Annotated in this window: 12 protein-coding genes; 2 read left to right on the top strand and 10 right to left on the bottom strand. The window is 36.3% G+C overall.

The annotated features are described in order from the left end of the window. Positions 1-2 precede the first annotated feature (2 nt). The 3 genes from ACFPM4_RS05580 to ACFPM4_RS05570 form a co-directional block, all read right to left on the bottom strand. Complete coding sequence (locus ACFPM4_RS05580; RefSeq protein WP_382348781.1) at positions 3-509, bottom strand: GNAT family N-acetyltransferase; 507 nt, start codon at positions 507-509, stop codon at positions 3-5. A 3-nt stretch (positions 510-512) separates the two neighbouring features. Continuing rightward, positions 513-1892: an adenylosuccinate lyase gene (gene purB, locus ACFPM4_RS05575; RefSeq protein WP_382348778.1), complete on the bottom strand. Its 1380-nt coding sequence runs from the start codon at positions 1890-1892 to the stop codon at positions 513-515. A gap of 423 nt (positions 1893-2315) precedes the next feature. Then, positions 2316-3446 (bottom strand): M20 peptidase aminoacylase family protein, encoded by a 1131-nt coding sequence (locus ACFPM4_RS05570; protein WP_382348775.1) that lies wholly within the window; start codon positions 3444-3446, stop codon positions 2316-2318. Between the two features lie 160 nt (positions 3447-3606). Between ACFPM4_RS05570 and ACFPM4_RS05565 the strand changes: the two genes are divergently transcribed. Continuing rightward, entirely contained in the window at positions 3607-4020 is a 414-nt protein-coding gene (locus ACFPM4_RS05565; RefSeq protein ID WP_382348772.1) for a hypothetical protein, read from the top strand. Between the two features lie 44 nt (positions 4021-4064). Here ACFPM4_RS05565 and ACFPM4_RS05560 read toward each other — a convergent pair whose 3' ends face one another. The 3 genes from ACFPM4_RS05560 to ACFPM4_RS05550 are packed head-to-tail and all read right to left on the bottom strand — an operon-like array spanning position 4065 to position 8858. After that, positions 4065-5864: an ABC transporter substrate-binding protein gene (locus tag ACFPM4_RS05560; RefSeq protein ID WP_382348769.1), complete on the bottom strand. Its 1800-nt coding sequence runs from the start codon at positions 5862-5864 to the stop codon at positions 4065-4067. Between the two features lie 44 nt (positions 5865-5908). After that, positions 5909-7423, bottom strand: a complete 1515-nt coding sequence (locus tag ACFPM4_RS05555; RefSeq protein WP_382348766.1) for an ABC transporter permease — start codon at positions 7421-7423, stop codon at positions 5909-5911. A 13-nt stretch (positions 7424-7436) separates the two neighbouring features. Further along, positions 7437-8858 carry an ABC transporter permease gene (locus ACFPM4_RS05550; RefSeq protein ID WP_144928738.1) on the bottom strand — a complete coding sequence of 474 codons (1422 nt, stop codon included), beginning with the start codon at positions 8856-8858 and terminating at the stop codon, positions 7437-7439. Positions 8859-9124: 266 nt separating this feature from the next. On the opposite strand from ACFPM4_RS05550, the gene ACFPM4_RS05545 reads away from it, so the two are divergent. After that, positions 9125-10864 (top strand): ABC transporter ATP-binding protein, encoded by a 1740-nt coding sequence (locus tag ACFPM4_RS05545; RefSeq protein WP_382348762.1) that lies wholly within the window; start codon positions 9125-9127, stop codon positions 10862-10864. A gap of 745 nt (positions 10865-11609) precedes the next feature. Here ACFPM4_RS05545 and ACFPM4_RS05540 read toward each other — a convergent pair. From ACFPM4_RS05540 to ACFPM4_RS05525, 4 genes are all read right to left on the bottom strand, one after another. Next, complete coding sequence (locus ACFPM4_RS05540; protein WP_222125560.1) at positions 11610-11972, bottom strand: cupin domain-containing protein; 363 nt, start codon at positions 11970-11972, stop codon at positions 11610-11612. A gap of 11 nt (positions 11973-11983) precedes the next feature. Then, a complete protein-coding gene (locus ACFPM4_RS05535) occupies positions 11984-13063 on the bottom strand; it encodes a Gfo/Idh/MocA family protein (RefSeq protein ID WP_382348758.1) in 1080 nt (359 codons plus the stop codon). An 87-nt stretch (positions 13064-13150) separates the two neighbouring features. Further along, a complete protein-coding gene (locus tag ACFPM4_RS05530) occupies positions 13151-13678 on the bottom strand; it encodes an HXXEE domain-containing protein (protein ID WP_382348755.1) in 528 nt (175 codons plus the stop codon). A gap of 17 nt (positions 13679-13695) precedes the next feature. Further along, complete coding sequence (locus tag ACFPM4_RS05525; protein ID WP_382348752.1) at positions 13696-14445, bottom strand: phosphotransferase family protein; 750 nt, start codon at positions 14443-14445, stop codon at positions 13696-13698. Positions 14446-14576: the final 131 nt, after the last annotated feature.

The raw sequence follows: 14576 nt of genomic DNA, 5'->3' as shown, positions 1-14576 counted from the left end.
AATTACTCTTGTAGTAGATCTTCTCTTATGATCTTTTTAAAATAATACGTTATGTGCCCCTTACCTAAATCCTTCTCCGCGAACTTTTGATACCCTTTACGTGTATACATGTCTGCAAGCCATGGATGTTTATCGGCAGTCCCTAGGGTTACAAAAGGAACTTTTAATTGATCCTGTAATATTTCGGTTTCCAGCCATTCTAAAATTTTGCTTCCAATACCTTTCTTTCCTAAGGTTGGGTCTACTGCAAACCAACCAATGTGTGGAACTCCTGATGGGCCTGGCTGTAATCCCCACGGCATCCGAAGAGATATAGTACCAACTAATTTTCCGTTCTCTTCTGCTAAATAGCATATATTTGTTTTTATGTGATGTTCTATTAAATCAATGTCTGCTGATACTGCAGCAAAATTAATCCCATATTCACGATTAGATGCATATGCAAGCTTTATTAAATGATGAAGATTTTCTGCGTCTTTCAGGGTAGCTTGTCGATATGTTAATTCCATATTTCAAACCTCACTTTTACTTGTGTTTAGTAAACCAGACTTCTCTACACTTTCTATCACTTGATCTACTTTCTGTGGTGCAGATCCTAAATATGTTTCGACATTCAGTAGTTCGTCAATTTGTTCAGGAGTTAGGACAGTAGCGATATATTCATTTTCAATAAGTAATTCTTTAAATGTGCGCTTTTCTTCTATCGCCTTCATCGATAATTCATATACTAAATGATGGGCTGTTTGCTTCCCTAACTTTTCCGATAGAGCAAACATGATTCTTTCTGATAGCAATAACCCACCTAACATATTTAAATTTCTTAACATGTTTTCCGGTTTGACTACTAAACCGTTCAGAACAGCCTTCGTATTTGCCAATTGAGATGATAGGTATATACAAATCTCAGGAAGTGCAATCCATTCTGCTCGCCATGACATTGCATCGCGTTCATGCTCTACGATTAATGAATGTTGAATTAAAGAAACACTTTGCAAAATAGGTCTTGTTAAGCTCGCAATTCCTTCGAAAGCGGCAGGATTCCGTTTATGTGGCATTGTAGAGGAACCAACTTTTCCTTTTGAGAATGGTTCTTCTACTTCATCTATTTCTGTGCGCATTAGATTATAAAATTCATTCCCAAGCTTACCGAGTGTACCGCTTATCAAGCCTATAATATTTGCATATTCCGCAATTCGATCACGAGATGAATGCCAGCCTATCTCCGGAGCTTTTAATCCTAATTTTTTCAAGGCCAATTCTTCTATTTGAGGACCTTTGTCACCAAATGATGCAAATGTTCCAACACCACCGCTAAGCACTCCTGTAAAAACCCTTTGTTCTGCTTCTTTTAATCTTTCCAAATGACGCAACATCTCACTTAAAACCACTGCTAACTTAAAGCCAAATGTAGTAGGGAGTCCTTGCATTCCATGCGATCTACCTGCAATAGGCGTATTCCGATGCTCTTTTGCTAATCGTATTAACTCTTTCATAATATCTTTTACACCGTTAACAATAATTTCATGAGCTTCTTTTAGTTGTAGTATCGTGCCAGTATCTACAATATCTTGTGTTGTCACTCCATAATGGACATACTCTCCATCTTCTCCACTTAATTCTTGTAACGCATTTACGGTTGGCATTAGTGAATGTTTTACTTTAGCAATTCCAGCAGCTATTTCTTCTATGTCGACTAATTCAACTTTGGCATTATTGGCAATTTTCTGGGCAGAAGACATCGGAATTACACCTAATTCCCCTTCTGCTAATGCTAACGCAGCTTCTACATCAAAATGTTTCTGTAATCGATTTTCATCTGACCATACAGACCGCATTTCTTCGGTTCCAAAGGTGTTTTTTAACATAATCATATCTATCACATGAGATGGCATTATTTTACCCCTTCCTTTCAAATCATTTTGATAATAATGTTTTTTCAAAATAATAGTTTTATTCACTTAGTATGTATTTTATAAATATTTAAACTATAAATTTAACATAATAACCCCGATTATTCCCTAAGAGATTTTGTCGAAATAAGACTATTTTTGTATATTTTTGGTATATATATAGAATTTCTACCTTCACTAATTCCAACTAAACAAATATGAATTATTATGCTTCTATATAATATAATGAACTAAAGATAAAATATCAATATATTAAGAAAAGATTTTTAAATTATTTTTATCAAAATTATAAGTTTGCTTTAAAAATGAATGCATTAATATGTTCAATCAACTCCTTAAGTAAAAATAAAAAAGAATCGAGTAGATTAGTGTAATTTAATCTATCGATTCTTATATTATTGCTATTTAATTATTTAACACTTTCTCCGCTAATCTAGCAAAATACTCGGCTGCAAGGATTAGTGCATCTTCGTTTAATACAAACTTTGGATGATGCCATTCGTATGGTCCATCAACTCCCATCCAGATAAAATAGCCTGGAATTTTCGTTTGATAATAAGCAAAATCTTCGCCAGCAGGACTTGGAACTGCCTCCACTACTTGTAGTCCTTGCTCTACTGCTGTTTCTGTTATTATGTCTCGTAAACTACTATCATTATCGACAACAGGCATATATGGATACCAATGGAATTTCGCCTCTGCTCCAAATGATTGGGCAATGCCTTCTGCAGTCCGCTTCATTAACGTTGGAATAAGTTCTCGCGCTTCATCTTGAAATGTTCTCACTGTACCTTCTAGTACTGCTTTTTCAGGAATAACATTCCAAGTAGTTCCTGATTGAATCCGTGTAACACTTATAACTGCATTATGGAATGGATCTACATTGCGACTAATGATACTTTGTAGTGCTGTCACTATTTGACTCGCAATCACAATTGGATCTATCGCGTTATTGGGAATTCCTGCATGACCCCCGACACCAGTTATTTCTATTTCAAATCGATCAACACTCGCCATTAAGGCACCATCCCGTACACCAACTGTGCCTACTGGTAGATCTGTTTTATTATGCATTCCAAAGATGGCTGTAACACCTTCAAGTCCACCTGCTTTATCAATTTCAATCGCACCTTGAGAGATTTCCTCTGCTGGCTGAAAGATAATTCGTACCGTCCCTTTCAATTCTGCTTTTTTAGCTTGCAAAAGGGTTGCTGCACCGATCATTGCTGCTGTATGGAAATCATGCCCGCATGCATGCATAATCCCCTCTCTTAAAGAGGAATAAGGTAAATCAGTATTCTCCTTAATTGGCAAAGCGTCGATATCAGCTCTTAAAGCGATGGTAGGACCAGGCTGTTCACCGGTAATCTCTGCTACTACACCTACCTTCAATGGTAAGTCTAAAATCGATATTCCCGCTTCCTCAAGCCATTGACGAATCCTGCGCGTTGTTTCAAATTCTTGCATCGATAATTCTGGATACATATGTAACTCACGTCGATAACGTATCAACTTTTCTTGTAGATTCACACTCATTGTAGTTCCCTACCTTCTATGCGATAAATATCGTAATAATTCGTTATTGATGATCACTCTTCGTTTATGTTTAGTGATCATTCCATTATTTCTAAATTGCAAATCTCAGATTACTCTTCCATAATAACATTATACATCATATGTAATGGGGGAATAACAATTGGAATTACAGCTTATCGCACTACCTTCTGCACATGCACTAGAAGCACTACGCCAAAAAGGACTATCTGACGAAGACATCTTCACTCACATTACAACTAACAATATAAATATATGGGAAGAAGAAGGTCTTTATTTTGATGAGTTATTAGGAGTTGCATCTAAAGACAAAAATGTATTGAATGGAATTTTATCAAACGGCTATAAAGTTAAATTCATGACTATTAGAGGATTACAAACTTTATTGAAAACAAAATGGGATCTCGAACCAGCTCGTGATTTCGAAGTAACAGAAAAAGGTATTAGTGGATTACATTTAGATTCACAAAAACTAGAAACTCTAAAACAAATGCTTGCAAAAAATTGCACGCTCCATGAAGAGGCAACAAACGTTATCGGTATTACACTTGCATAATAGAAAGGGTGACCCACGTAATTTCGGGTCACCCTTTCACTATCTTATTTACTTTCTAGGTACTTGTTTAAATGTTCTTGTGCTTTTTCTTTATCAGCTACAAGTTCATTTCCAGTATCCACTAGTGGACTTACAGTAGAAACTGCTTTAATGACATTACCTTGATAGAAATCAATGAAGTCTTGTTGGTTAATGGAGTAAAGGATTGCTTTACGTAAATCCTCGCTCTTTCCAACTTCACGTTTTTCACTTGGGTTAAACAACATATAAGTAGCTGCGTTACTTTCAATACGTTGTAAACGAAGCTTGCTGTCATTTTCTACTACATCATATTTTGTTTCAGGAACACCATAGTATACGTAAATTTCACCATTTCTTAAAGCGGAAAGTGTACTATCCGCATCTTTAATGAAGCGAACTGTTACTGTAGAAATATTAGGCTCATTTTCTGTTCCTGGCATATATGCAGGATTCTTTAAGAACTCAGCTTCATAGTCATTTTTGTAAGATAAGATGTATGGACCTGATGCATATAGATGGTTATCATATGACGGACCTTCTGTTACTGTGTTTTGGTCACCATATGGAATATCTTTATTTACATCAAATTCTGCTACATCATACGTATTAATGCTTTCCACTTGTTTTTGTGAAACAATACCTGCAGATTGGTGAGCCAAGTAGTTTAATACTTGTGGGAATGGTTTCGTAGTTGTTAATTTTACAACTTGATATTTCCCTGCTCCGTTATCTACTGCTGTTTTATCAGCAACAAGCTCACTAATTTTCGTATCTAATCCTTCTTCAAGACCTTCTCTAATTGTGCCACTACCATCTGATTGTGTAACACTTTCTAATTCACTTAAATCCGTTACAACTTCAACCGTGTCAATATGTTCATGCAATGTATATGTTCTGTGATCTGGTACAGAGTTTTTATCTTTTGCACGGTTTAGAGAGAAGATAACATCCTCCGCACCAACGCGTTCACCAGTATCTACTGCTTTTTTGTCCGTTATTTTCGCAAAATTAATATCATCTCTTAAAATGAAGTAATACTCAGAGTTTCCTTCTGCAATCGTATGGTTCCATGATAAAGATGCATCAGATGTTACTTGGTCATCATCTGTTAAGTTTACTAAACGAACGTACATATTCGTGTTCAACATGTTAATGGAACCATCATTCCCTTTAATAGGGTCAAGAGATGTTAATGTAGGGTTAGATTGTGACAAGATTAATGGTTCTGTATCACGCTTAGATGAATCGTTGAAATCAATATCTTCCCAAGCAAGGGAACGAGATTTAGATAATCTAACTGTATCTGCGTTAAGTACATCCTTGTTTACAGCTTGTGTTTTGTAATTTCTATATAGTGGTGCAATATACGCTTTATCAAATACTAAACGTTGTTCTAGTTCTTTGTATGTTTGAACATATTCTTCTGGTGTTTCCGTACTTGCTTTTTCAATTAATTTGTCAACTTCTTCATCCGAAATTCTGCTGTAATCTCCACCAGTAATAAATAGAGATCGTACTGCGTAATCCGGGTTACCAGTTACTGTTGTCCATCCAGACATTGAAAGGTCATAGTTTCCAGCATCTTCTTGTGCACTGAAGCTACCATAATCCGGTTGAAGGTTAAGTTTTACTTTAAATCCAGCCTTCGAAAGTTGGTCGCGAACAATATTAAGATCGTCTTGGTCACTTGTCATTCCTAGTAACTCAATTTCTACTGCTTCACCATTCTTTTTACCGCCGTCATTTACATCTGACTTGGTATTAACGCAACCTGCTAGTACTAAAACAAATGATAGCAGAATTGGGATGATACTTTTTTTCATGAATACTTCCTCCTTTTTTGATTAACGATGATGATATATATACTCTAATCCAATTTTGGATCAAGTGCATCTCTTAAGGCATCCCCTAAAAAGTTAAAGGATAATACGAGGGCAATAATGGCTACCCCTGGCCAGATTGCTAAATAAGAATGAGTTTCTAAATACGTACTTCCTAGTTTTAATATATTTCCCCATTCTGGGATATGTGGTTCTACACCCAGTCCAAGGTAACTTAAACTACTTGTCGCAATAACTGCACCACCAATTGTTAACGTTGACTTTACAATCATCGGTGCTAATGAGTTAGGTACGACATGTTTGAAAATGATTGTCCAATCTTTTTCACCTAATGCCCGTGCAGCAGCAACATATTCTAAATTAGAAACCATCAGCACATTGGCACGCATTGTCCTTGCATATGTAGGAATGGAGCCTACACTGAGCGCAATAATCAAGTTCGTTGTATTAGCACCAAACGCAGCGATAATTGCAATTGCAAGTAGAATTCCTGGTATCGCATATAAGATATCTAGTAAACGCATGATAATATTATCTGTTCGTTCACTATAGTACCCTGCAAGTGCTCCAAGAATTCCTCCGATAATGACGGGAATAAGCGTTGATAATATCCCAACAATAAAGGATATTTGTGCCCCGAACACAATTCTGGAGAATAAATCTCTTCCAAAATTATCTGTTCCTAGCGGGTACATGAGACTAGGTGGTTGTAGGATAGCGGCATAATTATTTTCTACTGCCATCGCATAATCAAAAGTAAATTGACTACATACAGAAATAGCAAAGACAAAGACTATAAAGAACAAGCCTAGCATTGCCATCGAATTTTTTGCGATGGTTTCCCACACTCGTACCCACTTCCCACTACTTGGTTTATCACGATTGATAATCTTAATCAATAAATTTGCTCCAAGCAATAAGGCAAATACGTTACCTGTGATTACCGTTAAAATCAAAATAACAGCAATCGCGAGCATCCATTTGGGTACATTTGTATCTGTTACATATTTTGCAACTAGAAGTAATACGATAAACTGAAAAACTGCCAATACCATTAAGGCAAGCATTGCTAATGGAAACGTATCTGCAACATATGGTTTAAAGATATTTAACGCAGATACAGCAATAATAAACAGTTGGGTTAACAACATATAAACCGCAAATGTGTATTCAATTGTTTTCTTGTTTTTCACCAAGTTACATGCGAACGTAAATGTGAAAATATTCGCTGTTAGTATACTAACAATTTGAATATATCCTAGTAATCGGGTGTTTTTTTGAATCTCACCAGTTCGCAGCAAATCTTTTCTAATTTTCACCGTAATCAATACTTGAATGAGCGTAAATACCGCATATACAATAGATATCGCAAACATTGTTGGTTTCAATGTTTGCGCTGAAAAATCAAAACTATTTATCAATAAGATTAACGTGAGCAAAAGTGAAGCGATCCACGTAAAGCTTGCTTGAGCATATTCAGGTGTTAACTTTAGTGCATGCTCCCTTTTATCACTGGCAACCTTTTTTAATTCGTTCGACATCACTACACCTGCTTTAATAATGTTTCATTTTTGATCGAATCCGTGGATCAAAAAATGCATATAAAATATCAATAATTACATTGACTAATGAAATAGTGACAGCAACATAGACAACTCCAGCTAGTATGGCAGGAATGTCCGGTATAAATTGTTTATCGACGATATAACTTCCGATACCGCTAATATTAAATACCTTCTCTGTTACTGCTGCTCCACCAAGCATTCCACCAAAAAGAAGACCAATTACGGTTATGATCGGGATCATCGCATTACCAACCGCATGCTTCCATAATACTTGGCTTTTATTTAATCCTTTTGCTTTTGCTGTAATAATGTAGTCTTCATTTATAACCTCCAGCATCGACGATCGCGTCATTCTTGCTACCGAGGCAGTAAGTCCTGTACCCAACACAACTACCGGCATAATCATCGAGACCCAGTTATCTGGGTTAAATGTTGCTGGTAACCATTGTAGCTTAATGGAAAAGTTCAGGATAAAAATTAACCCTTGCCAAAAGTTAGGAATAGACAAGCCAAGGAGCGCGATGAACATAAATGTATAATCCATAAAGGAATTTGGCTTCATTGCAGATACTATTCCAACTGGAATCGCAATTGCAATTGCCATTAATAACGAAAACATCGTAATGGTAAAAGTAATTGGAAACTTATTCGCAATACTTACTGCAACATTTTCATTTCCTGCATATGAATTTCCAAGGTCAAATGTCGCAATTCCCGTTACTGCATTCCATAATTGCGTTAAGTATGGTAAATCGAGTCCGTATATTCGATTAAAGTTCGCGATTTGTTCCCTCGTTGCTGTCTCTCCTAGAATATTGGCAGCAGGATCAAATGGCGAAAGATATAAGATAGTAAATACAAGTACAACAACACCAAAAATGACAAATATCGTCATTAGTAGTCTTTCAAAAACGTATTTAACGAAAGGATTACTGTACAAAAATATTAATACATACATGAGCAATCCTGGTATAAAGGATAAAATCAGAAATAATGGATTAGATAATAGCGATTGAAAGCTTTCGATAAAGGTAACTTTCTTTACACCTTGTATCTCTAGTTGTTCTTGCGTTTTTTCTAATACAGCTTTCTCGAATTTCTCCGTTGTTAATTTATCGACTTGTTTTGATAGCTCTTGCTCGCTTACTTTTTCATTGAAAAATTCATGTTTTCTTAATAACTGTTCCTTTAATTCTTGCTGTAAGTTCTCTTTGTAGCCCGAATTAATGAGATCAGCGCGCGTATTTTCTACAATTCGAAAATAAGCATCGTTCTTTTTCTTTATCAGAAAATATATAAAAGCAAAAATGTATACAGGTAGTCCTAAAATCATTAAAATATATTTATAAGAAGGACGCCGTTGCATTTTTACGAATGTAAACTTTATCGTTTCTACTATATTTGCCCCCATTATTGTACCCCCTTCCTTTAATTGCATTATTCCGAGCGATATAGTATATTTTATTTTAGTAAAGTTATAAAGTCAATAATTAGATTATAGTAGGATAACTACTGTATAGTCTTTAAATATGTTATCGAAATTAGTCTTAGATGGCCAATCTTGTGCACTATATAAAGCGTCTTTTAAGCAAGTGAATCTATATATAGTAGTTGCGAATAAGTTATATAACGAATAACATTTATGTATAAAATCAAACATTTTGGAAGGTGGCAGCATTGGAACCAATTTTACAAGTGAAAGATTTACGCGTTTCTTTCCAATCACATGAACAGGAATTTGAAGCTGTTCGTGGTGTTAGCTTTACAGTTGGTAAAGGAGAAACGCTTGGAATAGTAGGTGAATCAGGAAGCGGAAAAAGTGTTACTGCACGTTCCATTATGCGCCTACTTCCATCACCACCTTCTTATATGAAGGCAGGAGAAATTACTTTTCTAGGTGAAAACCTTGCATATAAAACCGAAAAAGAAATGGAAGCTATTCGTGGTCGCGACATCAGTATGATTTTCCAAGATCCGATGACCTCACTCAACCCTACCATTCGTATCGGGAAACAGATTTCTGAGAGTTTAATTAAACACCAGAAAATGTCTAAAGTAGAAGCGAAGAAGGAAGCAATCGAATTATTAAAGCTCGTTGGTATTCGTAACAGTGAAGCGCGTTATAATCAGTATCCTCATGAATTTTCCGGCGGGATGCGACAACGTGCCATGATTGCAATCGCACTAGCTTGTCGTCCCACACTATTAATAGCGGATGAGCCAACTACTGCTCTAGATGTTACGATTCAGGCACAAATCCTTAATTTAATGAAAAGTATACAAGAGCGCTTCGGTACTTCTATTATTTTAATTACGCATGACCTTGGTGTAGTTGCTGGCATGTGTGACCGCGTTGTCGTAATGAAAAGCGGTGAAGTAGTGGAGACCGGAACGACAGAAGAGATTTTTGAAGCTCCAAAACATCCATATACACAAAAACTATTAAATGCACTTCCACGACTGGATGAGAAGAAGAAGCCAAAACGTGCTCCACTTATTATCCCTGATTCTAACCAAAATATTCCTTTACTTGATGTCCGTTCATTGAAGCAATATTTTGATTTAGGAAAAGGAAATGTGTTACGAGCAGTAGATAATATAAGCTTCGATATAAAACCAGGAGAAACACTTGGACTTGTAGGTGAATCAGGCTCAGGTAAGTCGACAACTGGACGAGCAATCCTTCGCCTACACGAACCGACAGACGGAGATATTTTATATCAAGGTATGGCAGTGAATCGCTTTTCTAAGAAGGAAATGAAAATCATGCGCCGTCATATGCAAATGATTTTCCAAGATCCTTACTCATCACTGAACCCGCGCTTTAAAGTCGTCGATATTATCGGACAAGCGCTTGATATTCATAATTTGACGAAGAGTAAAACAGAACGCTTGAAGCGAGTGGAAGAGTTATTAGATATGGTTGGACTAGAGGCATCACATGCGCATCGTTATCCACATGAATTCTCAGGTGGTCAGCGTCAACGGATTGGTATTGCGCGTGCACTAGCAGTAGAACCGAAATTTATCGTTGCGGATGAACCGTTGTCTGCACTGGATGTTTCCATTCAAGCACAAGTAGTAGATTTATTGGAAGACTTGCAGCATCGCCTTGGATTGACTTATTTATTTATCGCCCACGATTTATCAATGGTGAAGCATATTAGTGACAGGGTTGCCGTAATGTACGCTGGTAAAATTGTTGAACTAGCGGAAAGCGAAGAATTATACGCGAACCCACAACACGAATATACGAAATCCCTACTTGCAGCGATTCCAATCCCAGATCCGAAAGTAGAAGCTAAAAAGAAACGAGTGCTAATGGAAGAACAAACCGAAGAAGATAAATATCAATTGAAAAATTCAGAGTTAGTCGAAGTTTCGAAAGGACATTGGGTGGCAATACCGAGAGGGTAGTTTCCTTTTGAATTAGATAGATTGAAATGTATGAATAAAGCCCGTGAAGCTTGTGTTAAGCTTTCACGGGCTTTATTGTGTTCGAATAGTGACCGTGTATAAGATTTTCCAGCTATAAGGGCATTATCTTGTGCGAATAGTGACCTTTTTGGACTTTGCTAACTTTACGGGCGTTATTTTGGGCGAATAGTACCTTTTTTCAAGTTTCCTAACTTTATGGGCACTATTCCCATCGAATAGTTACCTTTTTTCGAATTTCCTAGCTTTAAGGGCACTATTCCCATCAAATAGTTACCTTTTTTCGAATTTCCTAGTTTTAAGGGCGTTATTTCGGGCGAATAGTTACCTTTTTTCAAGTTTCCTAGCTTTAAGGGCACTATTCCCATCGAATAGTTACCTTTTTTCGAATTTCCTAGTTTTACGGGCGTTATTTCGGGCGAATAGTTACCTTTTTACGAGTTTCCTATCTTTACGGGCACTATTCCAATCGAATAGTTACCTTTTTTCGAATTTCCTAACTTTAAGGGCACTATTCCCATCAAATAGTTACCTTTTTCGAATTTCCTATTTTTAAGGGCACTATTCCCATCGAATAGTTACCTTTTTTCGAGTTTCCTAACTTTAAAGGCATTATTCCAAACGAATAGTTACCTTTTTTCGAGTTTCCTAACATTCAGGGCACTATTGCCAACGAATAGTGCCCTTCCATCATACTCAACATAATATAGATATTCTAAGTCTATTACTACTCCCCAACCGTTTCCCTATATGCATTGTTAAAAGTCACAACGACTACCGCTTCCTCGTCGCCAATGTTGGTTGCTTGGTGCCATACGCCTTGTGGAACAACGATACAATCTCCTTTTTCCAACACAACACTACCGCCGTCAGGAAGGGTATGTTCAACTGTACCAGACTCTACATATAAAACTTCTTCACAGTTTGGATGATAGTGACGTGGGTTTGATTTTCCAACGTTAAATGTAACCCTGCCTACTGTAAGGTTTTCACTATTTCCAGCTGCACCTGTGACGAGCCACTGTAAAGATCCCCAATCCGTTACGATTTTTTCTACGGAACGATTAGCTATTACATTATTATTCTTCAATTCTATTCCTCCTAATTTATCTCTATTAATTTTCCTGCTGGTTCATTTCGATATGCTTCAAATAATTTGATGATTTCTAATGAATCGTCTAATGTTCCTTTTTGCGGTGGACGATTCTCTAAGACTGATTCGCAAAAATGCAATACTTCTGAAACATACCCTAAATAGAAAATATTTTTATTATATAATTGGCCAAGTGAGAATTCTGGCTCCCATACAAGAGGTGCCTGGCTATCATCTATTATATAAGATGGAGCGCGACCATATGCTAACGGATCCGCTTTACGATAATAGGAAACCTTCACCCCATTATCAACAACCACGTTCGCTCCTTGTCCGATTACCTCTACCCTTTCAAGTGGGCTGCTGGTAGATGCACCTGCCGTAAGATGAAGCGTACCAATTGCTCCTGATACGAATTGAATATTTGTAACTGTCCCACCATTAAATGGCTCCCATTGATACGATATGTTTTTTATTTTCCCCATTAAATAGTTGATAATCGAGGCGGGATGAAATATATGATCTAGCACCCAAATTAGATTCGTTAATTCATTTCGATTTTCAAACTTCGGCATATTTTGTGGATAGCGAATATAGATCGAAGATGGTGTACCGAATTCTGGTGATGAAATAATCTCCTTCGCTTTTTCAATAGATGGGAAGAACACCTTCTTCGTACCAGTCATCACATAGCGACCCGTTTGCTCACTTACCGCTTTTAGTTCGAGAATCTCTTGTCTACTAGCTGCTGTTGGCTTTTCCATCCATACATGCACACCTAATTTCAGTGCGTCCAGTGCTATATCTGTTGCTTGCACTCGTCCATCTTTATGATAGGAAGCTACAATAAATACGGCATCAGGTTTTTCTGTCGAAAGCATTTCTTTATAGTCTGTGTAAAATTTTTCTGCTCCAAACTGCCGAGCATAAGACGATGCACGTTCTCCATCTAAATCACATACTGCCACTAAATCCACGGGTGCATATTGAAATGTTGGATACACATTTCGAAATGAGTGTCCACCTGCTCCGATAAAACAAACTCTGATTTTCTGCTCATATTCAAAATTATAGGTAATCGTTTTCATATATTTCGAATTCCCTCCTCTATTTCCATCTTATATAAACAATTCCGTAAAGAGGCGGGAAATTCCTTTTTAAAATTAAAGATTATTTCAAATAATTCTTTTTCCTACCCAATGAGCAAATAGCACAACTGGGATGATTAGAAAACAAAAAGGTAAGGACACAAAAATAGTGGACCAGGATATTACTTCATTTTCAAATAAAGATGGATACAAAACAATGCTGTATGGAATGATGACGATTATTGATGTGATAACACCAGGTGTAATGGAACGAAGAATAATTGCTTGACCAATATGTGTAAAAGCGTGCAAGAAAAAAACTAACGAAACGATGGTAAAAAAGTGAATGTTTCCAAATGATCCGTCAAGCAAGTATTGATTGGCCATAATAGTCGAGCTAGCAACGAATAGAAAAATAATTAAAACCGCTACTGCGAACTGTGCTGTTGTCATAGAAAATTGTTGTATGACCCTATCAGCCATTTTTTCCGGCAACAAATCATATATAGTTTTTGAATTCGTTTTTAACCATTTTTCAACCATGATTATTTCTTCAAAGTCATGAAGAATGAACATAATTGGAAATAACCAGATTAGTGTTTGGATATCAACCATTGTTTCACCATCCCCCCTTATAAAGGAAGATACTGATCTATTATTTTCAGCAAACGATCTGCACTTTCCGTAGATACATTTTCAGATAATCTTGCAGCAGCAATAATTGGTGCCCATTGAAAAATTTCTTCTCGCGATATTCCACTTTTTTTACAATAAAGATGTACATATAATTCCGCTAATTCCATGGAGAGTTGAGAATATAACAGATACGTACGATATACATCGGAACGAATATCTCCTGCACTAGCATCCACCCAATCAATAATTACCACTTTTTCATCAGATAAAATTAAATTAAACAGATGGAAATCTCCGTGACAAAGTCTATTTTCATACGTCATCAAATCCAATTTATCTAATATCTTTGATTTAAGTTTTTCACTTAAATTTGGCGCTGAATTAATTTGACGTTTCAATTTTTGGGACATTGGTTCAAGTGAATCGATAACAGTTTTATGAATATCCATCTGGATATCAACGGAAACTTCCATATAATATAACGACTTCTCCATATTATTTAGGAGTAACTTACCTAACGTTTCCCCCTGAATATACTCCATGATAATAGCTTGTTTTCCATCCATCTCTGTAACATCTAAAACTTTAGGTACAGAAAGACCTCTTGAAAATGCCAACTTTTGTTTATTCGCTTCATACATAGCTTCCGTCTTGGGCAAATGGTCTTTAAATACTTTTATTATTTTATTATCCAATAAAAATATATTTGCTGTGTTCCCTTCAGCCATTGGGTTCCCTAAGGTCATTTGATATATCTCCCCTAACTCCTATTAAGTAATTTTAGGTGTTTTGCTCTAATCTTTTTATTCATTTAATACAATTAAAGGAACTGCACTTATAATTTTTCTATTTAAGTATGTACATTTTTATCTAATAA

The organism is Lederbergia graminis, assembly GCF_042655485.1.
Classification (GTDB): Bacteria; Bacillota; Bacilli; order Bacillales; family Bacillaceae_C; genus Lederbergia; species Lederbergia graminis.
The sequence above is the reverse complement of the archived record's forward strand: the minus strand, read 5'-3'. Positions and strand labels throughout refer to the sequence as shown.